Consider the following 23,185-nt stretch of genomic DNA (forward strand, 5'->3'; position numbering starts at 1 on the left):
GCTACACCGGAACCGGAACCGACAGCAGCAGCGACGACAGCACACCCTCGGTGGTCACGCCGTCCAGCTCGGCCTCCGGGCGCAACTGCAGGCGGTGGCGCAGCACGGCGACGGCGACGGCTTTCACGTCGTCGGGTGTGACGAACCCGCGACCGGTGAGCCAGGCGAACGCGCGCGAGGCCGCCATCAGCGCGGTCGCGCCGCGGGTCGAGGCCCCGTGCTGCACGGCGGGTGAAGTGCGGGTGGCCCGGCACACGTCGACGGTGTAGGCGAGCACCTCGGGGCTGATCGTCGTCTGCGCGATCGCGGCGCGGGCGGCGGTGATGTGTTCGGGGCCTGCGACGGGACGCAAGCCCGCGGCGGTCAGGTCGCGCGGATCGAAGCCGGCGGCGTGGCGTTGCAGGATGCGGAACTCGTCGTCGCGGCCGGGCAGGTGGATGTCCACCTTGAACAGGAACCGGTCCAGCTGCGCCTCCGGCAGCGGGTAGGTGCCCTCCTGCTCGATCGGGTTCTGAGTGGCGACGACGACGAACGGATCGGGCAGCGGCTGCGGCTTCCCGTCCACCGAGACCTGCCGTTCCTCCATCGATTCCAGCAGCGACGACTGGGTTTTCGGCGGCGTGCGGTTGATCTCGTCGGCGAGCAGCAGGTTGGTGAACACCGGACCGTGCCGGAAGGTGAACTCCGCGGAGTGCGGATCGTAGATCTGCGAGCCGGTGACGTCGCCGGGCATCAGGTCGGGGGTGAACTGCACCCGCGCGTGGTCCAGGTCCAGCGCCGTGGCCAGCGCCCGCACCAGCAGCGTCTTGGCCACGCCCGGGACACCTTCGAGCAGCACGTGGCCGCGGCACAACAGCGCGAGCACCAGGTACATGACCGCGCTGTCGTTGCCGACCACCGCTTTGCCGATCTCGGCGCGCAGGGCGTGGAACGCGGCGCCCGCTTGCTCGGCCGTCGGGGTGGTCTCGGTGCTGGTCATTCGATCTCCTGTGGTTCGCGGGCGTTCCCGGATGCCGTGGGCCGGGCGAGGATTGGGCGAAGGCGTCTCATCCGACCTCCGATTCGATCCATTCGAGCTGAGCGGCGACCACCCGCAGCGTCCCGGGATCGGGCACCGGGCCGAACAAGGCGGCCCCGATCTGGGCGGGGTGGGCTCCGACGCGCGCGGCGACCGCGGCGACGATCCGGTCCGGCGGTGTGTCGGCCGTGATGCCGAGCGGGGCACGGATGCGGCGCAGCGTGGCCGCCCGCAGCTTCCCGGCGACGTGGTCGTGGTCTTTCGAGCGGCGGTAGAGGGCGGCCTGTCCGGCGAGCAGTTCGTTCGCCGCCACCTCGACCGGGCGGGGCTCGCGCACCAGTGCGCCCCGCCTGCGGGCCCGCCACCACACCACCAGTGCGGCGGCGATCAGGAACTGCACGCCGCCGTAGAAGACCGGTGCGGGCAGCCGGTCCCAGATCGGGTCGTCGCCCGCCCCGAAGCCGGGGCGGCTGGGCGGCGGGACATCTGGCAGATCCGGCGGGGGCTGTGGCGGCGGCGGAGTGGGCGCGGTGGGCGCACCGCAGGACCGCAGGGCGCCGTAGGCCAGCAGCAGCAACGCGGCCGTCGCGGCGAGCGCCGCCCAGAACCGGGGGTCGCGCAGAAGATCGGGCAGCGGGGGAAGCCTGCGCCTGGTGCGCGGCGCCTTCTCGACCGCCTCGATCTCGACCGGTTCCGGCGCGGGTGGCGGCGCGGAGGCGGAGAACCGGTCGGCGTATTCCAGCCTGCGGTATTCGTCTTCGGTGGCGCGGCGTCCGCCGTAGACCACCTCGTCGAAACTGTGGGCGGCGGGCTGGATCTCGGTGGCGACCTCGAGCGGCAACGCGGTCGTCACATCGTCGGCGGTTTCCCGCGCCGTGCGCGAGCGCCGGACCTCCAGCACACCGCCCTGTTCCAGGCCGCGCAGCACGGCACGGAAACGTTCCCGCAAAGCACGGTCGAAATCGCGGTGCCGCGCGGCGGATTCGGCGGCGGCCCGATGGTCGGCGGCGGCGCCGAGCCGCGGCGCGCCGGGCGCCGGGTCGTCGGTCGCGTGGGGACCTTCGGTCAGCCGGACCTCACCCGGATGCCGAGCCGACGGGATCTCCGGCGGTGTCGGATCGCTCATCGCGTCTCCTGCCGGGGAATGCGAATGTCCAATCCCTCCCTGCGGCAACGGCGATCGAGGTAGCACACCACCCGCGACGACGCCTCGACCACTTCGCCGAAGGCCGTCAGCAGCAGCACCGCCGACGTGGTCAGCACGATCACCGGCCACCGGTGCGTGCCGGAGAAGTCCGAGACGTACAGCGGAATGGCCAGCAGCGGGATCGCCAGCAGCCCGAACAGGACGCGTTGCGCGATCCAGAGCCCGACGGTCGGCCACTCCGCGCCTTCGGCGAGCAGCTTGGCGCGGGCGATTCCGTCGCGGTGCGAGGTGCGCTCCACGAACAGCACCGGCACCGCCACCCAGCGGCGGGCGCGCAGCCAGCCCAGCCAGAGCACCGCGAGGGGCAGCGTCACGATCGGCAAGCCGCTCACCGCGAGCACGCCGACGCCCACCAGCGTGAACAACAGCTGGAACACCAGCAGCGGGCCGAGCGTCGCACCGAATCGGCGCAACGCGGTCCTGCGGCCGATCGGCGCGCCACCGACGGTCGCGAGCCCCAGGGCCACGGTCGTGCCGCGTAACGCGAACCGCAGCAACCAGGCACAGGCCGCGGTGGACCCGATCGCCGCCCAGGCGGTGCCCGCGTCGGAACCGCCGGTCAGCTCGGACACGCCCGCGGTCACCGCGACGACCACGGCCTCGGCCAGGAGCAAGCCCGGCACGATCGAACCGGCGATGGCGCGGATGTTCGCCTGGATCAGCGCGAACGGCGCATCGAGCAGTTCACGAAAACTCAGCGGTCGGATCGGCACCGTCGTTCCAGGAGACCCTGGTACCGGATCTGTTCCCGCCCCGACGGCGCCGGCCGGTTCGGCGGCTGGCAGCACGGGCCGAGTCTAGCCGTCAGCGGCGCAGTAAGCGGTCCACCACGTGCCGGTAGCGAACCGGATCGATGGGCGGGAGGCCGAGCAGCGCGCGCAGGTACACGCCGTCGCCCACGAGCCGGATGAGGTCGGCCTGTACCGGGTCGGCGACCTCCGCGTCCAGACCGTCCGACCACGCGTTCATCATGTCGACCAGCGCCTGCTGCACCTCGTCGGGCTCCGGTGTGGCGTCGATCGTGCGCATGGTCGCGAGCATGGACCGATAGAGCTCCAGTTCCACCGCTTCCGCCGCGTCGTCCGGGTTGGGTGTCTGCAGGTACCACTCGGCTACCGAGCCGCCTCTGGCGACCGCGCCGTCCAGCTGCTTGCCCGCACGGTCGGCCAGCCTGCGGACCAGGCCCGCGAGCAGCGCGTCCTTGCTCTTGAAGTGATAGAGCAAGCCACCTTTGGAGACGCCCGCGGTGGCCGCCACGTTCTCCAATGTCACTTGCGACATGCCTTTTTCCAGCAGCAAGGTCTCGAGCGCGTCCAGGATGCGGTCGCGGGTGTCAGCGGTCACGCACTCGACTATACCGTCCGGACGGTTGGTCAGTTACTATACCGTCTGGACGGTAATAAAATGGACGACGGAAGTCGAGAAAGTCATGAACACCCAGACCGCGCGGCCCACCGGACGATCGGCCACCGCGCCACCCCGCGCCGGAGCGCGCGAGTGGGCCGGATTGTCCGTGCTCGCGCTCGCCCTGCTACTGCTCGCCGTCGACGCGACCGTGCTGGACCTGGCCGTACCCGCGATCAGCGCCGATCTCGCCCCGACCACGCCGCAGCTGCTGTGGATCATCGACGTGTACTCGTTCGTGCTGGCCGGGTTGCTCGTCGTCATGGGGAACCTCGGGGACCGGATCGGGCGGCGCAGGCTGCTGCTGCTCGGCGCGGCCGGATTCGGCATCGCCTCCGTGCTCGCGGCGTGGGCCCCGACGCCGGAGATGCTCATCGCGGCGCGGGTGCTGCAAGGCGTCGCCGGTGCGACGCTGATGCCCGCGACGCTGGCGCTGATCAGGTCGATGTTCCTCGATCCGCGGCAGCGCACGGTCGCGATCGCGGTGTGGAGCGCGATGGCGGGCGGTGGCGCCGCGGCGGGACCGCTACTGGGCGGCTGGCTGCTCGAGCACTACTGGTGGGGTTCGGTGTTCCTGGTGAACCTGCCGGTCATGCTGGTCCTGATCGGGCTGGGGCCGGTGCTGATCCCGGAGTCGCGCGATCCGAAGCCCGGTCGCTTCGACCTGCTCAGCGCCGTCCTGTCGATGCTCACCCTGGTGCCCGTGGTATACGCGGTGAAGGAGGTCGCGGCGCACGGTCCGGGTATGCGACCGGTCCTGATCGGCGCGCTCGGTGTGCTTGCGGGTGCGGGGTTCGTGCGCAGGCAGCGACGGCTCGCGCGGCCGATGCTCGACCTGGCGCTGTTCGCGCTGCCCACCTTCCGTACGGCGGTGGTGACCAGCCTGCTCGCGGTGTTCGCGCTGGCCGGTGTCCTGTTCTTCGGCTCGCAGTACCTCCAGTTGGTGCTCGGACGCTCGCCGATGCAGGCGGGCTTGCTGCTGCTGCCGGGCCTGCTGGCCGGGATGATCGCCTCGCTCGCCGCGGCCTGGTTGGTGCGACGGCTGCGGCCGGGCACCGTGCTGGGCGGCGCGCTGATCACCGCGGCGGTGGGCGCGGCGCTGTTCGGATGGCTGGGCCCGGAGGCGGCCACCAGCACGACGCCGTTCGTGCTCGGCTTCCTGTTCGTGGGGGCAGGTGTCGGCGTCGCGCTGACCGTGTCGTCGGACCTGGTGGTCGGCGCGGCGCCGGCGGAGCGCGCGGGTGCGGCCGCCGCGGTGTCGGAGACCGCTTACGAGACCGGTATCGCGCTGGGCGTGGCGATACTCGGCAGCGTGGTAATGGCGATCTTCCGCAACGGCCTCGACCTGAGCCACGTGCCGGATGATCGAGCGGACGCCGCCTCGGAATCCCTCGGCGCGGCCACGGCTTTCGCCCGTGAGCTGCCGGAGGCCGCCGGAAACGCGTTCCTCGCCTCGGTGCACGATTCGTTCGTCTCCGGCATCCACTTCGCGGCGATCGGCACCACCGCCATCCTGCTCGTCGCCGCGGTGGTGGCGTTCCGGTTGCGCCATGCGCGGGCGTGATCGCGAGTTCCGAACGCCCGGAGCGCCGGGCGAATCGAGCGACCGGAAAACCTCACGCGGGACGCGCGAGACGGGTCGGCGTGAGGCGGCCGCGGAGGGTGACGGATTCGCCGAGCTGCCACTGTTCGGTCTCGGCCTCGGCAGCCGCCGCGACGGTGGCACCGGAGGCGAGCAGCAGACCCTGCTGCTTGGCCAGCTCGCACAGGCGCGCGGCTTCGTTGACCGCGTCGCCGATGACGGTGAACTCGTAGCGCTGATGAGCGCCGACATTGCCCGCCACCACCCGGCCCGCGGCGACGCCGATGGCCGCGACGAAATCGGTCGCGTCGGCGTCGAGCCGGGATCGGATCGCGCGGGCGGTGGCCAGCGCCGCGCCCGCGGCATCGGACAGCGGCGCGGGCGTGCCGAAGACGGCGAGCGCGGCGTCTCCCTCGAACTTGTTGACCAGCCCGCCGTGCCGCTCGACCTCGTCCACCACGATGGCGAAGAACCGGTTGAGCAGGGCGACCATCTCCGGCGCGGGGATGGTCGCGGCCATCGTCGTGGAGCCGACGATGTCGATGAACAGGGCCGCGGCGTCGGTCTCCACGCCACCGAGCGTCGGATCGCCCGCCAGCGCGGCCGCGGCTACCTCGCGCCCGACATGCCTGCCGAACAGGTCCCTGATCTGCTCGCGTTCCCGCAGCCCCTCCACCATGTGGTTGAAACCGCTCTGCAGCTCGCCGAGCTCGGTGCCGTCGTAGACCGCCAGCGCGACAGCGAGATCGCCGTCCTCCACCTGGCGCATCGCGCGGCGCACACCGAGGATCGGGGCTACGGTCGCGGCCAGTGTCTGCGTCATCAGCAGCAGGCCGAAGACCAAGGTCGCTCCGCCGAGGGACAGCACGCAGACCGCCAGCCGAGCCTTGGACACGTCGTCCATCACGAGCGCCGACACCGCGAGCACCATCATCCCGGCCACCGGAACGCCCGATCCGACGACCCACACCACCAGTGAGCGTCCGAAGACGCCGATGCCGCGGCGTCGACCGGAAGCCGCGGCTTCCAGCACCCGCGCGGTGACGGGTCGCAGCGCGAACTCGATGATCAGATAGCTGTTCGCGCACACCACGATGGCGCTGAGCGCGATGCCGAAGGCCACCTTCGGAATCAGCCGCGGTTCGGCCAGGCCGTACAGGGTGGTCAGCAGGACGAGGCCGCCGAACCACAGCAGCGCTTGGTTACGCACCAGCCTGCGCGGTACCACCGTGGCCGCGGCCTGTTCCTCCTCGGTGGGCACGTGCAGCGGGTCGGTGGCCCACCGCAGCGCGCGCAGCCCGCGAGTCGTGCCCCACCACAGCCCGAGCAGCAGCGCGCAGCTCGCGTACAGCGGTGCGGCGAGCACGTCGAGCAGCAGGAGATCCCGGGTGAACACCGACGGCCCCGGCAGGACGAAGCCCACCAGCACGATCGACACCACCATGCCCGTCAGGTTTCCCAACAGGGTGGGCACGGTGAGCAACAACTGAATGCGAATGCGCCGCAACCCCGACGACTCCTCGGCGGACCCGAGCAATGGCGAGCCCCACGGCGCCGCGGCGAGCGTCACCTCCCTGTGTTGCATGGGTGCAGCGTAGGCGGAGGCGTATCCGGCCGCCGCGGAGGCGACTTCGCATCCACCGCGTGCCCGTCCGACCGGTCCGCCGGAGGCGGCCACCGGACCCGCACACACAGCGCTGGGCCGTCGCGGCGACGATCACCGACACGAGCCGCAGCGTCACCCGGAGTCCGAGGTGTCGGCGCCCGCCCGCCGCCCCGACGCGCCGAGTGCGTGACGTGCGATGCCGTTCGCGCGCGATGCCTGAACCGGTCCCGGGGCGGCCTCGGTCAGCTGCTGGACGCGGCCAGGCGGTGGCAGGCCGGTCTTGTCAGCGCCCGGGTGGCAGTTCGCGGCGGTCGGGCTCGGGCAGCTCGTCTCGGCGGATGCCGGTGGGCAGGCCGTAGCCCGCGGCGCCGGTCGGCGGAAGCGAGGAGTAGCGGGGCACCGCGTCGACGACGGTGGAGGCGATGTGCTGGGCATGCGCGATCTCGGGGGAGCCGGGCTGCGGCTGGTAGCCGACGGCCTGCGGATGCGTGGCTTGGCCGTCGATGGTCACCTTGCGGGTGCGCCGCAGCGTGAACGTGATCTCCTCGACCTCCTCGAACGCCTGCCGAGCGGTGCGCAGCGGATGCGTCGCCGTGTCGATCGCGTTGGCGACGAACGACGGAACCAGCGGACGGATGAGACGCGCCGCGGTGTCGCTGAACGGCACCGTGCCGATCAGGGGCAGTTCGAGTCCGCCGCTCTGCGGCGCCGCCTGCGGGGCGGCGACGGCGGGCGAATGCACGGTCACCGGCGCCGGTAGGTTCGGCGTCACCTCGTCGGGCATGTCGCTGTCCTTTCGGTCTTCCGCCGCGGCGGGAAGTTCGGGGCGGCGCGGCGGCTCCGTGATGCCGATCTCGATGCCGCCGATGGCCGCGATGATGCGGGTGCGCTGCCGCTCCCGATCGATGGCCGTGTCCGCCTCGACGGCGAGACGGGCGGCGGTGAGTTGCTGCTCGGCACGCAGGATCTCCGCCTCGGTGCGCACTTCGGCCTGCTTGACCGCGATCGCCGCATCGGCGTCGCGCTCGGCGCGATCGTGCACCGTACGGGCGGCGTTGTGCCGGTCGAACGAAGTCTCGCCACGCCACCACCGCAGCACAAGTGGCAGCAGGGCGAGTGCGACGAACGCCACGATGGTGAGAATGCGCAGCGGCAGCGCGTTGTGCACGGTGTAGTCGTTCATCGCCTGCCAGCGCGCGCCGAGTCCGCGATCGGTGTCGTCGAAGGCGGCGGTCCGCGCGGCTGCCAAGGCGTCCCGGTCGGCGTCGATCCGGCGGTCCGCGGCATCCACCCGGGCCTGCGCGGTGGCGAGCTGCTTGCGGGCGTCGTCGAGCATGGCGTCGGCCGTCCGCGCCTCCGGCCCGCGACCGGGCACGCCGGTGATCCTGGTGCGCGGGCACTCGGGGGCCGGGTTGAATTCGCAGCGGGCGATCACCAGGGCGTGATCGATATCGTTCTGAGCCATGCCGATCGCCTGTTCGAGCGCGGCCCGGTCGGCCTTCGCCCGGTCCAGTTCCGCCTGCGCCGCGACGACCCGAGGTGCCGAATCGAGCGAGCGCTGCGCCTTCTCATCCAGCACCCGGTCGACGGACCCGCTGAACAGCACGATCGCGGCCAGTTCCGCGAGCAATCCACCGGCCAGCACGGCGACCGCGAAGCGCGCGAGCAGCCCGAGCCGGTCCGGTCCTCCGCTCGGCCGTGCCGTGGCCAGTGCACGCGCCGCCGCGCCGGTCAGCGCGACGACCACGATTCCCACCACCGTCGCTGCCCACCAGGGCCAGGCGGACGCCGCGGCCAGTGCGGCGACCACACCGGAGATACCGGCGAACAACAACACGACGGCACCGGTGACGGCGTATCCGGCACGCTCGTGACGATCGGTGATCGCGCTGGTCCGGCCCCCGCCGAGCCAGGTGAACAAGCCGGTGACGGTCATCGGAAGGCACATCCTCTACGTCCCAGGCGCTTTCGCGGGCGCGACGAAACTGTCACGGATTCGTTGTGACAGCGTGACAGGCCCCGCGGGTGCCCAGCGACCAGGGGAGGCCGGATGTGGCCAGGCTCACAGCCCGGTCCGCGGCGGGCCGGGCGGGCCGGGCGACCTCGCCTACGCTGACGCGGTGATTCGTTTCCATGCGGGCGATCCCAGGAGGTCACGACGTGCGCGAGTCGGTTGGACGCTGCTGGCGGCGGTACTGCTGATGTGGCCGGCCGGCGCGGGCGCCGCTCCGGCCGACGGGTCCTTGGACCGGCTGGTCGCCCTGGTGGTCGAGCGCTTGGACACCGCCGACGCGGTGGCCGCGGCGAAGTGGGTGGCCGCGGGCGAGCTCGGCATCGAGCCGACGATCGACGATCCGGCCAGGGAGGCGGAGGTCTACGACGCGATGGCCCGGTCGGGCAACGGTCGCGACCTGCCGGAGGACTGGGTGCGGCAGGTTTTCCTCGGGCAGATCGAGGCCAACAAGACGGTGCAGCGCGGGCTGATGCTGCGGTGGCGCTTCGACCCGGCCGCCGCGCCCATCGCGCCCGCAGGGCTCGCCTCGGTGCGCCCGGTCATCGACCGCGTGAATGTCGAGATCCTCGACCAGCTCGACATGCACCGCGCCGAGCTGACCGCGCCGGACTGCGCGGAACGGTTGGCGCGCAGCGTCTTCGGGGTGTTCACCATGGGCAACGGGGACGCCCTGCACCGCGCGGCGCTGGTGCGGGCCGCCGTCTCGCTCTGCCGGTCGTAGGCCGGCCCCGCAGGTCTGTGGCGGGTCAGCGGAAAGATGTGTCCAACACCACTTCCCGAGATTTGCTGGTTATGTGCTGAATGACACAGCAGGCAAAAGAGGCCGGACGGTCGGATCACATTCATGGCTTGTCACGCCGGTGTCGGAAATATCTCAACGGGCCGATCGCCGAGTTAGCCGCTGCCGCTTGGTTTGCCGCGCCGTCCAGCGGGGAAATCCACTTCGACGCAGGTGAGGGCGGTTTCCGGGCTTTGTGAGGAAAGTCTCGGGTCGGTGTCGCGCGCCGGTTTCCCCAGCTGGCACCGGGTGCCATGGGGATCGATCGCACGGCACTCGCTGCTTTACACTGGACGACGCGCACACGTGGAGGACCAAATGCAGAAGCCCAGCTAAACATGGTTATTAGCACAACCTAAGTTGGTTGGGCCCTGGACCTGACTTATCGTTTGCTCTTACGCCGAACACAGAACGTTCGGCTACCTCGCCCGCTCGGGCAGCCCTAGCCAGGTGCTCAGCGTAGCGGGCGAGCACCCGCTCGGAGGTAAGGATCTTGTTAGGGATCCGTTACCGAAGGGCACCCACTACGTCACAGAAGCGGGTGGAGAGACAACTGCAGACCTGACTGCACGCCGAAGACCATCAGCGCGGCTGGCTTCGGAACGTACGGGCGCAGTCTTGTACGGAGGCGTTCGGCGAAAGGCCGTTTTCTTCGAAGGCCGACTTTCTTGAAGGCAGAGGCATGACGCAACTTCCTGGCCACAGGTCACCTGGACCCATCGGGCTCTACGACCCGGCGAACGAGCACGACGCCTGCGGCGTCGCATTCGTCGTCGACATGCACGGCCGCCGCAGCCGCGACATCGTCGACAAGGCTATTACGGCTCTGTTGAACCTGGAGCACCGTGGCGCCGCGGGCGCCGAGCCCAACAGCGGTGACGGCGCGGGCATCCTGCTCCAGGTCCCGGACCGCTTCTTCCGCGCGATCGTGGACTTCGAGTTGCCGCCGGAGGGCTCCTACGCCACCGGTATCGCCTTCCTGCCGCAGGCCCGCCGCGAAGCCGCGCGCGCCGCCTACGGCGTGGAGAAGATCGTCAAGGAAGAGGGCCTCGAGGTTCTCGGCTGGCGCGAGGTGCCGATCGACGAGTCGTCGCTCGGCGCGCTGGCCCGCGACGCCATGCCGAGCTTCCGGCAGATCTTCATTGCCTCCCCGAAGAACGCTTCCGATCCGCTGTCGGAGATGGATCTGGAGCGTCGCGCCTACGTGGTGCGCAAGCGGGTCGAGCGCGAGTTGGGGTCGGCCGGTGCGGGTGAGGGCGCGGTCGGCAGGGAGTCGGTCTACTTCCCGAGCCTGTCCGGGCAGACCTTCGTCTACAAGGGCATGTTCACCACGCCGCAGCTGCGCGCGTTCTACCTGGACCTGCAGGACTCCCGGGTGGAGAGCGCCCTGGGCATCGTGCACTCCCGGTTCTCCACCAACACCTTCCCCTCCTGGCCGCTGGCGCACCCGTTCCGCCGGGTGGCGCACAACGGTGAGATCAACACCGTCACCGGCAACGAGAACTGGATGCGCGCCCGTGAGGCGCTACTTCGCAGCGACGTCTTCGGCGTCGATTCGGCGGGCAAGAACCGGCTGGAGAAGATCTTCCCCATCTGTACCCCGGGGGCGAGCGACACCGCCCGGTTCGACGAGGTGCTGGAACTGCTGCACCTCGGCGGCCGCAGCTTGCCCCACGCCGTGCTGATGATGATTCCCGAGGCTTGGGAACGCAACGACACCATGGACCCGCGGCAGCGGGCCTTCTACGAGTACCACTCGATGCTGATGGAGCCGTGGGACGGCCCCGCGTCGGTGTGCTTCACCGACGGCACCGTCGTCGGCGCCGTGCTCGACCGCAACGGCCTGCGGCCGAGCCGTATCTGGGTGACCGACGACGGCTTGGTCGTGATGGCCTCCGAGGTCGGCGTGCTGGACATCGACCCGTCCAAGGTGGTCAGGAAGGCGCGCCTGCAGCCGGGCCGCATGTTCCTGGTCGACACCGCCCAGGGCCGCATCGTCGGCGACGAAGAGGTCAAGTCCCAGCTCGCCGCCGAGCACCCGTACCAGGAGTGGCTGGACGCGGGCGTGTTCCGCCTCGCCGACCTCCCCGACCGCCCGCACGTGCACATGTCGCACGACCGCGTGCTGATCCGCCAGCAGATCTTCGGATACACCACCGAGGAGCTCAACCTGCTGATCTCGCCGATGGCCAAGACCGGCGGCGAAGCGCTCGGCTCGATGGGCACCGACACCCCGATCGCGGTGCTGTCGGCCCGCCCGCGCCTGCTGTTCGACTACTTCTCCCAGCTGTTCGCGCAGGTCACCAACCCGCCGCTGGACGCGATCCGGGAAGAGGTGGTCACCAGCCTCAAGCGCAACATCGGCCCGGAGGCCGACCTGCTGCACCCGGGGCCGGAGTCGTGCAACATGATCGCGCTCGAGCAGCCGATCCTGGACAACGACGAGCTGGCCAAGCTCGTGCACATCAACGACGACGGATCGCACCCCGAGCTGCGCTCGGTGGTCGTGCGCGGCCTGTACCCCGTCAAGAAGGGCGGCAAGGGCCTGCGCAAGGCGCTGGAGGCGATCAACACCCAGGTGTCGGCCGCCATCGACGGCGGAGCGCGGATCATCGTGCTGTCCGACCGCGAGTCCAACGAGAAGCTGGCGCCGATTCCGTCGCTGCTGCTGACCTCCTCGGTGCACCACCACCTGGTGCGCGAACGCACCCGCACCATGGTCGGCCTCGTCGTGGAGGCCGGTGACGCCCGTGAGGTGCACCACATGGCCACCCTGGTCGGCTTCGGCGCCGCCGCGATCAACCCCTACATGGCCTTCGAGACCATCGAGGACATGCTCGAGCGCGGCGCCCTCGAGCTGCCGGGCAGCACCGGCGACCTGGCCGCCGACTACCGCAAGGCGGTCGCGAACTACAACAAGGCCGCGGGCAAGGGTGTGCTGAAGGTGATGTCCAAGATGGGCATCTCCACGCTGGCCTCCTACAACGGCGCCCAGCTCTTCCAGGTGATCGGCCTGTCGCAGGATCTGGTGGACGAGTACTTCACCGGCCTGCGCTCGCACCTGGACGGCATCGGCCTGGACGAGATCGCCGAGGACGTCGCGCAGCGGCACCGGATCGCGTTCCTGGAGAACCGCAACGAGCGCGCCCACCGCGAGCTCGAGGTCGGCGGTGAGTACCAGTGGCGGCGTGAGGGCGAATACCACCTGTTCAACCCGGACACGGTGTTCAAGCTGCAGCACGCCACCCGGTCCGGCCAGTACCCGATCTTCAAGGAGTACACCAAGCTGGTCGACGACCAGTCCGAGCGGCTGGCGTCGCTGCGCGGTCTGTTCAAGTTCAAGCACAAGGCGCGCAGCCCGATCTCGATCGACGAGGTCGAGCCCGCCTCGGAGATCGTGAAGCGGTTCTCCACCGGCGCGATGAGCTACGGCTCCATCTCGTCCGAGGCGCACGAGACCCTGGCGATCGCGATGAACCGCCTCGGCGGCCGGTCGAACTCGGGTGAGGGCGGCGAGTCGCCGTCGCGCTTCGAGCCGGAGGAGAACGGCGACTGGCGGCGCAGCGCGATCAAGCAGGTGGCCTCCGGCCGCTTCGGCGTGACCGCGCACTACCTGACCAACTGCACCGACATCCAGATCAAGATGGCGCAGGGCGCGAAGCCGGGCGAGGGCGGCCAGCTCCCGGCGCACAAGGTGTACCCGTGGGTCGCCGAGGTGCGGCACTCGACGCCGGGCGTCGGCCTGATCTCGCCGCCGCCGCACCACGACATCTACTCGATCGAGGATCTGGCGCAGCTGATCCACGACCTGAAGAACGCCAACCCGCAGGCGCGCATCCACGTGAAGCTGGTCGCCGAACCGGGCGTCGGCACCGTCGCGGCGGGCGTCTCCAAGGCGCACGCCGACGTCGTGCTGATCTCCGGCCACGACGGCGGCACCGGCGCGTCCCCGCTGACCTCGCTCAAGCACGCCGGCGGTCCCTGGGAGCTCGGCCTCGCGGAGACCCAGCAGACGCTGCTGCTCAACGGGTTGCGCGACCGCATCGTCGTGCAGGTCGACGGCCAGATGAAGACCGGCCGCGACGTGATGATCGCCGCGCTGCTCGGCGCCGAGGAGTACGGCTTCGCCACCGCGCCGCTGGTGGTCTCGGGCTGCATCATGATGCGCGTCTGCCACCTGGACACCTGCCCGGTCGGCGTCGCGACGCAGAACCCGGTGCTGCGCGAGCGGTTCACCGGCAAGCCGGAGTTCGTCGAGAACTTCTTCCTGTTCATCGCCGAAGAGGTCAGGGAGCTGCTGGCGCAGCTGGGCTTCCGCACGCTGGATGAGGCCATCGGCCGGGTCGACCTGCTCGACACCTCGCGGGCCAAGCAGCACTGGAAGGCCAGCAAGCTGGACCTGTCGCCGATCCTCGACGACGTCGAGACGGCGTTCATGTACCAGGACCGCCGCTGCACCAAGTCCCAGGACCACGGCCTGGACAAGGCGCTGGACCAGCAGCTGATCGTGCAGAGCCGCGACGCGCTGGAGCGGGGTCAGGCGGTGAAGTTCGAGACCAAGATCACGAACGTCAACCGCACCGTCGGCACCATGCTCGGTCACGAGGTGACCAAGCTCTACGGCGGCGCGGGCCTGCCCGACGACACCATCGACATCACGTTCACCGGCTCGGCGGGCAACAGCTTCGGCGCCTTCGTGCCCGCCGGCATCACGCTGCGCGTGCAGGGTGACGCGAACGACTATGTCGGCAAGGGTCTTTCCGGCGGTCGCCTGGTGGTGCGCCCGTCGCTGAACGCGCCCGGCGAGTTCGTCTCGGAGCAGAACATCATCGCGGGCAACGTGATCCTGTTCGGCGCCACCAGCGGTCAGGTGTTCCTCCGCGGTGTGGTCGGCGAACGGTTCGCCGTGCGCAACTCCGGCGCCACCGCGGTGGTCGAGGGCGTGGGCGACCACGGCTGCGAGTACATGACCGGTGGCCGGGTGGTCATCCTGGGCGAGACCGGACGCAACTTCGGCGCCGGTATGTCCGGCGGCGTGGCGTTCGTGTTCGACCCGAACGGCACCTTCGCGTCCAAGCTCAACCCCGAGCAGGCCGACGCCGTCGAGCAGTTGTCCGGTGACGATTTCACCTGGCTGCACGACATCATCACCCAGCACCGTGACCAGACCGGTTCCGCGGTGGCCGAGCGCGTTCTGAGCGATTGGTCGCAGCAGGTGAACCACTTCGTGAAGGTCATGCCGCGCGAATACAAGAAGGTTTTGCTCGCCATCTCCGAAGCTGAGAAGAGCGGCAAGGACGTGGACGAGGCGATTATGGAGGCCGCTCGTGGCTAAGGAAGTTCTAGAGATGACGTGGACGAAGCGCTGTGACTATTCGGGGGCCGCACGTGGCTGACCCGCAGGGCTTTCTGAAGCACACCGCACGCGAACTGCCCAAGCGGCGGCCGGTGCCGCTGCGCCTGATGGACTGGAAAGAGGTCTACGAGGAGAAGTTCTCCCACGAGACCCTGCGCACCCAGGCCAGCCGGTGCATGGACTGCGGTATCCCGTTCTGCCACAACGGTTGCCCGCTGGGGAACCTGATCCCCGAGTGGAACGACCTGGTCTACAAGGACCGCTGGCGGGAAGGCATCGACCGGCTGCACGCGACCAACAACTTCCCGGAGTTCACCGGACGGTTGTGCCCCGCGCCGTGCGAGGCGTCCTGCGTGCTCGGCATCAACCAGGATCCGGTCACGATCAAGCAGGTCGAGGTCGAGATCATCGAGAACGCCTTCGACGAGGGCTGGGTGACCCCGGTCTATCCGACCCGCCTCACCGGCAAGAAGGTCGCCGTCGTCGGTTCCGGTCCGGCCGGTCTGGCCGCCGCGCAGCAGCTGACGCGCGCCGGGCACACCGTGACCGTGTTCGAGCGGGCCGACCGCATCGGTGGCCTGCTGCGCTACGGCATCCCGGAATTCAAGATGGAGAAGCGCTTCATCGACCGCCGCATGGCGCAGATGGAGGCCGAGGGCACCATCTTCAAGACCGGCGTGAACGTGGGCGTCGACATCACGGCCGAGCAGCTGCGTGAGAAGTTCGACGCGATCGTGCTGGCCGGTGGCGCCACCCTGGCCCGCGACCTGCCGATCCCTGGCCGCGACCTGGACGGCATCCACCAGGCCATGGAGTTCCTGCCGTGGGCCAACCGGGTGCAGCACGGCGACGACGTCACCGATGACGAGGGCCTGCCGCCCATCCACGCCAAGGGCAAGAAGGTCGTCATCATCGGCGGTGGCGACACCGGCGCCGACTGCCTCGGCACCTCGCACCGGCAGGGCGCGGCCAGCGTGCACCAGTTCGAGATCATGCCGCGCCCGCCGGAGGAGCGGGCCGCGTCGACCCCGTGGCCGACCTACCCGCTGATGTACCGGGTTTCCTCGGCGCACGAGGAGGGCGGCGAACGGGTGTTCTCGGTGAACACCGAGCGCTTCGTCGGCGCGGACGGCAAGGTGACCGGCCTGGATGCCCACGAGGTCAAGATGGTCAACGGTCGCTTCGAGAAGGTGGACGGCACCGACTTCACCCTCGAGGCCGATCTGGTGCTGCTGGCCATGGGCTTCGTCGGTCCCGAGAAGCCGGGACTGCTCACCGATCTCGGCGTGGGCTACGACCAGCGCGGCAACGTGCAACGCGACAAGAACTGGGCCACCAATGTTCCCGGCGTCTTCGTCGCGGGCGACATGGGCCGCGGTCAGTCGCTGATCGTCTGGGCCATCGCCGAAGGCCGCGCCGCGGCCGCGGGTGTGGACCGGTACCTGGAAGGCGAGACCGCCCTCCCGGCGCCGATCACCCCCACCATGGTGGCGCAGCGCTAGAACCCCTCTCTTACCGGAGCGGAAACAAAGGCGCCTGTGGACAACTCGTCCGCAGGCGCCTTTTCGCGATCGATGGGCTTCCGGCCCACGCCTCACCTGTGCTCCTGCCCGAGCAGGCATCGGAAATCCGACACACTACGAGGTTCGAATGGCATTGCGGCGTCCGTAGCTTTATTGTGATCTCCGGCGTGCTGCTGATCTTGGGATGCGGTAATGGGTGCACGTCATACCGGTCGGGTGATCGTTGTTCACCCGGCGTGCACTGAAACGACATCCGGTGAGTTCAGCATTGACGCGGCAACTCGGCGGGAAGTTCGACGAGGGCGAGGTTTGGAGCGGTATGCAGTGGAAGAAGGTCGTCGCGGCTCTGGGCGCGTCCGCGACTGTGATGTCCGGCCTGGTTTTCGGCAGTGGGTCGGCGAGCGCCGCTCCCGGTTGCCCGAGCCTGTATGTGGTGGCGATCCCGGGTACCTGGGAGACCGGGCGGGACAAGACCCCGCAGCCCGGCATGCTCGCCGGCGTCACTCGGGGGCTGCCCGGTTCCGCGGAAGTCGACTACGTGACCTACGCCGCGACCGCCTTCCCTTGGGAAGGTGAGATCTACGGCAACTCCAAGAAGGAGGCGGTCGACAACGCGCGCGGCCTGATCGCGAACATGGCGCAGCGGTGCGGCGCCACCAAGATCGCGCTCGTCGGCTACAGCCAGGGTGCGGACGCCGCCGGTGATCTGGCCGCCGAGATCGGCACCGGCCTCAGCGTCGTGCCCGCCGATCGCATCGCCGGTGTCGGCCTGATCTCCGATCCGCGCCGGTCGCCCACCGACGTCCAGGTCGGCCCCGTCGCTCCTGGCGCGGGCGCGGGCGGCCCCCGGGTCGGCGGTTTCGGCTGGGTCAGCGATCGCACCCGCACCATCTGCGCGCTCGACGACCTCTACTGCGCGACCGCGACCGACGACTTCGTCACGCGGTTCGCCGGTTTCCTCGCCCAGGCGTCGGACGCCAACCCCGCGAACATGTGGCGCTACCAGATCGAGGCGGGCAACATTTTCGGCGACCTGATGTCCTCGGGCGGCGTCCCGGTCCTGCAAGCGCAGCTGACCGACTCGGCCACCCAGCAGCGGGCCAAGGACCTGGAGCGCTTCTACAAGTCGCAGTCCCACACCCTGTACGGCAGCTACCCCGTGGGCGGCGGTCAGACGGCCATCTCCTGGATGCACAACTGGATCGCGGGCATGGCCTGAGCCCTCGTTGAAACACAAGGCCCACCTCCGAACTCGGAGGTGGGCCTTTTCGTCGGGGCGGAACGACTAGCTCGAGCCGGTCGGCGGCAGGACATGCTCGAACTTGTAGAAGTGCCGGGGGCCATCCGGCCCGGGGCCGCCGTTCGGCCCACAGTCGGGGCGGTCGTCCGGCCCACGACCGGGCCCGTCATGCCGTTCGTGACGTTCGAAACGACGGGGCCCGCCGTCGATGTCGGCGCCCTGCTGCGACGCGTCCACCAGCTGTACCCGGCCCTGGTCGGCGGGGGTTTCGGCGGATGCGGTCGATGCGAGGGCCGCGAGCGGGACGGCGATCAGCGCACCGGCCACGGCGACCCGGGCCAGACGCCGCAGCGGCGTAGCGGTTTTGGAGAGCGACACGGAATTCCTTTCTCTCGAACCGTGAACCACTGTCGGGAGCGGCTCACCGGTCCTATCGAAGATTCGGTCACTGGGACACCGGTGCGACAGGCCTGGCAATCGGCTGTGAATGCGCAGTACGACTGATATTGCGGGGCAAGAGATCTCTGGCAGACCGAGGACAACTCGATGCCGGACCCGCCTTCGATCCTGGATTCGATGGTGCGTGACGCGCCCGACGACGCCGCGGCGATGCGCCGGGCCGCGCTCTGCGCCGGCCTCGATCAAGTGGTGCTCGGGACGTGGATGCCGCGCGGTCCGCGCGGGTAGGTCCTGTCCGACGAATAACGCGCCCCGCCTCCGTCGATTCGGAGGCGGGGCGCGATTCTCTGTATCCGGTGTCCTGGTCTACATCTCCAGCTTCGCCAGCATCCACGTGCCGAGGGCATACATGTCGTCGGCAGGGATGGCGCGCGTGTAGTGCAGGGGCGGGGTTACCCAGCGGAACCGACGCCACCCACTGGCCGGACGGATGACCCAACCGCCGTATTCGCGGTGAGGATGCCACTGACCTTCACCGGTATAGCCGGGCTCGCGGGAGACGCGCCGGAACCAGGAGTGCACGTGGCAGCGCAATACAAACCAACGAGTCGACCACGTAGCAGGGCCGCTACGGACAACGAGCAGCTTCACCGGAGTGAACCTAGCACTGGAGGATAATGGGCACGGTTTCTTTGCGGCCCTCGTTCGTCCCGGTGTCCCAGGTGGCCCGCATGACGATCTTGCCCTGCCACGCGCCGGGTACGCAGTCCAGCGCCATCGCGGCGACGTGGACGCTGGGGTTGGGGATCTGCGTGACAATGCCCGGTTCCCCCTTCGGCTTCGGGTTGCTGGTGCCCGACCGATGCCACAGCTGCAACGTGAGGTGGAACTCGAGCGGGGCGGGATCGCAGGTCACTGTTCCGCCGACGACGACGGCCTTGTGCAGCACGTACGGGGTCTTGTTGAACTCGAAGGTGCAAACACCGCTTGGCTTGGCCGCCACGGGCTCGATGGCCGGTGCGGCTCCGGACGGGGCGGCTACTCCGGCGAGCACTACCGCTGCGGAGCACCCCGCGAGCAGCGCGCGGCCGATTCGTAATTTCATGGCTTCCTCCTTGCGTGGGCGTGCCGACCACCTCGCCGGGTCGGTGCCGTTGATGTGATGTCGAGGGGTGGGGCGACTCCGGCCGCGCGCAATGTCCGCTGGATCTCCCGCTTGCGCGCGCAGTGGGTGAGGCGGCAGCCGACATGCCGGGCCCACTGCTGGCGCGCCTGCTCGACCGTCAACGGCAGGGGCGGCGGTTCGTGGCAGAGGCGTTCGTCGATCTCACGGAACCGTGGCCCGGCCGCTGGTTGCGCGGCGAGCGCCCAGGCGGCGGCGAACACGCAGGCGATGACCGTGGCGGTCATCGCGGCGAGCATCAGCACTGGCCCGGCGGCGGGCATGGCTGTCCGTCCACGACCGCGGTCACGAGGTCGGCCCACTGCGTAGCGAGGTAACCCACCTGCGACCATGCCGCGTGCAGCGTTTCCTCGGGGGTTTCGTTCTGCGCGAGCAGCAGCACCTCGGCGTCGATGTAGGCGGCGGCGAGTGCGTCAGCGGCGGGCCCGACATTGGCGGCGCGGGTGGCCGGCGCAAGGTGGGTGCTCACCCACTGGTTGATCAGCGTGACGACCTCGGCGCGGCGCTGGTCGATGTCGGTGGCGCGGCCGGGTTCAATGCGGCGGGTGCGGTGCAGGTGCGCGAGCGCGCGCGCCCACCGTGTGACTAGGTGATCGCCCGGACGGTCGCCAGCGATGTAGCTGATCGCCGCGCGGAGCTCGTGCCACTGAGATCTGTTGCCCGCGTCCATCCCGCGCCTACCCCTTCGATCCCTGCGAGTACGCCATCGCTGCGAGGTAAGGCAGGCAGCCACCGCCGTGGGCGGCATGGTTGGCGAGGATGAAACGGGCGCGGTCGAGATCAAGGTCTGTGGGTTCGATGCCGCAGTCGCGGTAACGTGCGGACCACAGGTCCCGGGTGTCGTGCGATATACGCATAGCGGCCTCCGTGGCAGGCGGTTCGGGCACACCGGCGCCGGGACCAGCCGCGCAGTCCGAACCGAAGATGACCTCTCGCGCGGCCGGGTACGTATCCGAGACGTGATGAGGAATCTCCTGCGGTCCAGCACCGGTGTGCCGTCTCAGCGTCGCCGGGGCGGGTGGAAGCAACCAGGAAGTAGCGATGCAGTTGCAACGCAACTTCGCAGGCTCTGCCCTGAGCGATTCGAGGGCGGATGAGGTTGGACCGGTGTAGTTTTCGAATTCACCACGGCGGCACGGGCAGGGGCTGGAACGAGCCGATGATCATCTATCGCTGGACCGGAGTGGAATCGAGAGCGCTGCGCGAGGCGATGCTTCTCAGCGTCGAAAAGTTCGCGGCCAAAATGGGAATCTCGTCGCGGTCGGTCACGAACTGGGAGCTTCAGGGCGTCTCTGCGCACATGCGGCCGAGCAGCCGGGAACTGCTGGACACGGCGCTCGCGGAAGCCTCGCCAGAGGTGGTTGCCCGGTTCGAGCGGGTTCTCGCCGAGATCGGATCGCAGCGAGACGAACCCGAGGGCGGTTCCCCGGTAACGGTTACGCTGACGAATGACACCCCCGGTCGGCTGGTGCCGATCGCGTCGGGTGCTGGTGATGCTGATCAGGTCTGGGTGCGCGCCCGGACCGCCGCCGGAGAGGTCGTCCTCGTGTCACTCCCACGTCGCACCGTAGTCGCAGGATTCGGGGCCGGAGCCCTAGCCGCCGCCGTGGGCGCCAAGCCCGCGGCGGCCCTGGCCCACAGTCACATCGACCATCCCGCCCACTTCCGCACGCTGCGAACGGCGTTGATCGAGAGCGACAATTTGTACGGCGGGCAATCGGTGGTCCCGCTGGTCGAGCAGAACCTCGAAATAATGAATCAGCTGCGCCGCGCGGGCATCGGCGACGCCGCCGAGATGCAACGGATGCGGATCTTCTACGCGGAGTTCGCCGCGTGGCTGTACCAGGACGCCTGCAACTGGACCCGTGCTCAGCATTGGACCGACCGCGCGTTGACGTGGTCGCATCAGCTCGGCGACGACTACTGCATCGCGGCCACCCTGATCCGGAAGGCGCAGATCGCGAACGACATGCAGGACGGTACCGAGGCAATGGAGTTGGCCGAGGCGGCCGAACGCGCCGCGCCGCCTGGAACCCGTTTCGCCGCGGTGGCAGCAACATTCGCCGGATACGGTGCCGCGCTGGCCGGTGACCGCTCTGCGAGTGCTCGCGCGTTCGACCGGGCCCGCACGCTCGCGGCCGATGCCGACGCGGATCCAGTGTGGGGCGGGTTCCTCGACGCGCAGTACATCGACGCTCACCAGGCGCACGGGCGCACAGCGCTCGGCGACTACCGCGCCGCGATCGACCAGTTCGGTCGGGCGATCAGCGGAATGCAGTCCGGGTTCACCCGAGACCAGGCCGTCTACACCTCCCGGCGGGCTCTCGCTTACGCGCTCGCGGGTGAGGCCGAGCCCGCCGCCACGCTCGGGTTGGCCGCGATGCAGGTCGGCGTCAGCACCGGATCGGAGCGGGTATTGCAGAACGTGCGCGCCGTCGACGAGCTGCTGTCTGTGCGGCACCTGCCCGAGGTCGTCGAGTTCCGCGAGGCGGCCGAACGTTGGGCGGTCGTCTCGTGACGCGGCCGTTCGTGCTGCTGTCGGCCGCGACCAGTATCGACGGCTACATAGACGACACCAGCCCGGAGCGGCTGTTGCTGTCCAACGCCGAGGACTTCGACCGGGTCGACCAGGTCCGCGCCGAGTGCGACGCCATATTGATCGGGGCGGGAACGATCCGCGCCGACAATCCCCGGCTCATCGTGAAGAGCGAGGACCGGCAGAACGAGCGCGCGGCCGCGGGCCGGGCCCGGCAGCCGTTGAAGGTGACCGTCACCGACAGCGGCAATCTCGGCCCGGAGGCGAAGTTCTGGCACCACGGCACCGACGAGCACCGGCCCGTGGTCTACACAACCGACGCCGGCGCAGCGAAGGCGCGCGAACAGCTCGGCGAACTGGCGGACGTGGTCGCGCTCGGCGAGACCGTGGACTTCGGTGCGCTACTCGACAACCTCGGAGCCCGAGGCGTCGGCAGGTTGATGGTCGAGGGCGGCTCCCACATGCACACGGTCTTCCTGTCGGCCGGACTCGCCGACGAGCTGCACCTCGCGATCGGCCCTACCTTGGTCGGCGACCCCAGTGCGCCGCGGTTCGTGAATCCTGCGCAATTCCCGGGCGGTTCGACGCGGCGGATGCGTTTGGTAGACGTCACCCAGCTCGGCGACGTCGCGGTGCTGCGCTACCACCCGAAGGCGTAGGTCAGTACCGGTCGTCGGTATCTGCCTGCGGCGGCTGGTATTCCTCCCCCATCGCAACGGCTTGCAGCACGTCGAGGATCCGGCCGAGCGCCACACCAGTCCGTTCGCCGCGTCGGGCGTTATCGTTCCCGGCGGCGGCCGTGTGTGGCACCGTTCATCTGCACAAGGGGGCCCACCCCCGCGCTTGAAGGTGGGCCCGCTTCGATTGGGCCGTTCGGGCTAGCTCGACCCGGTCGGCGGCATGAACTGCTGCTGCGGGCCGTCCTGTCGTGGGCCGTCGTTCGAGCCGCGGTCCGGTCCGTTGTCCGGCCCATGGCCGGGCCCGTTGTCCGGTCCGCGCCCCGGACCGTCGTCCTGCCCATGGCCCGGATCGTCACGCCGTTCGTCATGTGCGGACTGGCGCGACCAGTCGTCGTGGTCGGCTACCTGCTGCGGTGCGTCCACCACCTGTACCACGTCCGGGGCTGCCGGAGTTTCGGCGGATGCGGTCGACGCGAGGGCCGCCAGGGGGACAGCGATCAGCGCACCGGCCACGGCGACCCGGGCCAGACGCCGCAGCGGCGTAGTGGTTTTGGAGAGCGACACGAAGGTTCCTTCCTTTCGGATCGTGGGCCGCTGTTCGGAGCGGCTCACGTGTCCTATTTCAGGTCGTGTCACTGGCAAATCGATGCGACCGGCCT

General features: G+C 69.6%; 19 protein-coding genes. 8 read left to right on the top strand and 11 right to left on the bottom strand.

Translation table 11 applies throughout. From position 1 onward, the window contains the following. Nucleotide 1: 1 nt before the first annotated feature. From ABZ420_RS25550 to ABZ420_RS25565, 4 genes are all read right to left on the bottom strand, one after another. A complete protein-coding gene (locus ABZ420_RS25550; protein ID WP_062966988.1) occupies nucleotides 2-979 on the bottom strand; it encodes a MoxR family ATPase in 978 nt (325 codons plus the stop codon). Between the two features lie 67 nt (nucleotides 980-1,046). After that, entirely contained in the window at nucleotides 1,047-2,144 is a 1,098-nt protein-coding gene (locus ABZ420_RS25555; RefSeq protein ID WP_357127437.1) for a DUF4129 domain-containing protein, read from the bottom strand. Further along, nucleotides 2,141-2,938: a hypothetical protein gene (locus ABZ420_RS25560; RefSeq protein ID WP_357127440.1), complete on the bottom strand. Its 798-nt coding sequence runs from the start codon at nucleotides 2,936-2,938 to the stop codon at nucleotides 2,141-2,143. The genes ABZ420_RS25555 and ABZ420_RS25560 overlap by 4 nt, the downstream gene beginning before the upstream one ends. A 91-nt stretch (nucleotides 2,939-3,029) precedes the next feature. Next, the gene (locus ABZ420_RS25565; protein WP_357127443.1) at nucleotides 3,030-3,569 is read right to left on the bottom strand and encodes a TetR/AcrR family transcriptional regulator; all 540 of its coding nucleotides are present in this window, start codon (nucleotides 3,567-3,569) and stop codon (nucleotides 3,030-3,032) included. 85 nt (nucleotides 3,570-3,654) lie between these two features. Between ABZ420_RS25565 and ABZ420_RS25570 the strand changes: the two genes are divergently transcribed. Next, a complete protein-coding gene (locus ABZ420_RS25570; protein ID WP_357127446.1) occupies nucleotides 3,655-5,193 on the top strand; it encodes an MFS transporter in 1,539 nt (512 codons plus the stop codon). Nucleotides 5,194-5,245: 52 nt separating this feature from the next. Here the strand turns inward: ABZ420_RS25570 and ABZ420_RS25575 are convergent, their stop codons facing one another. Together ABZ420_RS25575 and ABZ420_RS25580 are read right to left on the bottom strand one after the other, a co-directional pair. Then, entirely contained in the window at nucleotides 5,246-6,796 is a 1,551-nt protein-coding gene (locus ABZ420_RS25575; RefSeq protein ID WP_357127449.1) for an adenylate/guanylate cyclase domain-containing protein, read from the bottom strand. A gap of 304 nt (nucleotides 6,797-7,100) precedes the next feature. After that, nucleotides 7,101-8,753 (bottom strand): DUF4407 domain-containing protein, encoded by a 1,653-nt coding sequence (locus tag ABZ420_RS25580; protein ID WP_357127451.1) that lies wholly within the window; start codon nucleotides 8,751-8,753, stop codon nucleotides 7,101-7,103. Nucleotides 8,754-8,937: 184 nt separating this feature from the next. Between ABZ420_RS25580 and aroQ the strand changes: the two genes are divergently transcribed. The 4 genes from aroQ to ABZ420_RS25600 all read left to right on the top strand — a co-directional run bounded on the left by aroQ (nucleotide 8,938) and on the right by ABZ420_RS25600 (nucleotide 17,707). Next, nucleotides 8,938-9,552 carry a gamma subclass chorismate mutase AroQ gene (gene aroQ, locus ABZ420_RS25585; protein WP_357127454.1) on the top strand — a complete coding sequence of 205 codons (615 nt, stop codon included), beginning with the start codon at nucleotides 8,938-8,940 and terminating at the stop codon, nucleotides 9,550-9,552. 739 nt (nucleotides 9,553-10,291) lie between these two features. Continuing rightward, complete coding sequence (gltB, locus tag ABZ420_RS25590; protein ID WP_357127457.1) at nucleotides 10,292-14,944, top strand: glutamate synthase large subunit; 4,653 nt, start codon at nucleotides 10,292-10,294, stop codon at nucleotides 14,942-14,944. Between the two features lie 53 nt (nucleotides 14,945-14,997). Continuing rightward, nucleotides 14,998-16,467, top strand: a complete 1,470-nt coding sequence (locus ABZ420_RS25595; RefSeq protein WP_357127461.1) for a glutamate synthase subunit beta — start codon at nucleotides 14,998-15,000, stop codon at nucleotides 16,465-16,467. 340 nt (nucleotides 16,468-16,807) lie between these two features. Further along, nucleotides 16,808-17,707, top strand: coding sequence for a cutinase family protein (locus tag ABZ420_RS25600; protein WP_357127505.1), 900 nt, complete (start codon nucleotides 16,808-16,810; stop codon nucleotides 17,705-17,707). Nucleotides 17,708-17,773: 66 nt separating this feature from the next. On the opposite strand, the gene ABZ420_RS25605 is transcribed toward ABZ420_RS25600, so the two are convergent. Beyond that, nucleotides 17,774-18,106, bottom strand: a complete 333-nt coding sequence (locus ABZ420_RS25605; RefSeq protein WP_357127464.1) for a hypothetical protein — start codon at nucleotides 18,104-18,106, stop codon at nucleotides 17,774-17,776. 168 nt (nucleotides 18,107-18,274) lie between these two features. On the opposite strand from ABZ420_RS25605, the gene ABZ420_RS25610 reads away from it, so the two are divergent. Then, nucleotides 18,275-18,415, top strand: a complete 141-nt coding sequence (locus tag ABZ420_RS25610; RefSeq protein ID WP_357127467.1) for a hypothetical protein — start codon at nucleotides 18,275-18,277, stop codon at nucleotides 18,413-18,415. Between the two features lie 373 nt (nucleotides 18,416-18,788). Here ABZ420_RS25610 and ABZ420_RS25615 read toward each other — a convergent pair whose 3' ends face one another. Genes ABZ420_RS25615 through ABZ420_RS25625 form a run of 3 tightly spaced genes read right to left on the bottom strand, consistent with a single transcriptional unit; the run spans nucleotide 18,789 to nucleotide 19,980 of the window. After that, nucleotides 18,789-19,232 carry a hypothetical protein gene (locus ABZ420_RS25615; protein WP_357127470.1) on the bottom strand — a complete coding sequence of 148 codons (444 nt, stop codon included), beginning with the start codon at nucleotides 19,230-19,232 and terminating at the stop codon, nucleotides 18,789-18,791. Next, the gene (locus tag ABZ420_RS25620) at nucleotides 19,229-19,537 is read right to left on the bottom strand and encodes a hypothetical protein (RefSeq protein WP_357127473.1); all 309 of its coding nucleotides are present in this window, start codon (nucleotides 19,535-19,537) and stop codon (nucleotides 19,229-19,231) included. Before ABZ420_RS25620 ends, ABZ420_RS25615 begins: the two co-directional genes overlap by 4 nt. Before the next feature lie 11 nt (nucleotides 19,538-19,548). Continuing rightward, a complete protein-coding gene (locus tag ABZ420_RS25625; RefSeq protein ID WP_357127476.1) occupies nucleotides 19,549-19,980 on the bottom strand; it encodes a hypothetical protein in 432 nt (143 codons plus the stop codon). Nucleotides 19,981-20,469: 489 nt separating this feature from the next. Between ABZ420_RS25625 and ABZ420_RS25630 the strand changes: the two genes are divergently transcribed. Continuing rightward, nucleotides 20,470-21,828 carry a hypothetical protein gene (locus ABZ420_RS25630; protein WP_357127479.1) on the top strand — a complete coding sequence of 453 codons (1,359 nt, stop codon included), beginning with the start codon at nucleotides 20,470-20,472 and terminating at the stop codon, nucleotides 21,826-21,828. Continuing rightward, nucleotides 21,825-22,505, top strand: a complete 681-nt coding sequence (locus ABZ420_RS25635) for a dihydrofolate reductase family protein (protein WP_357127482.1) — start codon at nucleotides 21,825-21,827, stop codon at nucleotides 22,503-22,505. The genes ABZ420_RS25630 and ABZ420_RS25635 overlap by 4 nt, the downstream gene beginning before the upstream one ends. 219 nt (nucleotides 22,506-22,724) lie before the next feature. Here the strand turns inward: ABZ420_RS25635 and ABZ420_RS25640 are convergent, their stop codons facing one another. Next, on the bottom strand, nucleotides 22,725-23,090 hold the full coding sequence (locus ABZ420_RS25640; RefSeq protein ID WP_357127485.1) for a hypothetical protein: 366 nt from the start codon (nucleotides 23,088-23,090) through the stop codon (nucleotides 22,725-22,727). Between the last annotated feature and the right edge of the window lie 95 nt (nucleotides 23,091-23,185).

The sequence above is a fragment of the Nocardia sp. NPDC005745 genome, assembly GCF_040630775.1.
Taxonomy (GTDB): Bacteria; Actinomycetota; Actinomycetes; order Mycobacteriales; family Mycobacteriaceae; genus Nocardia.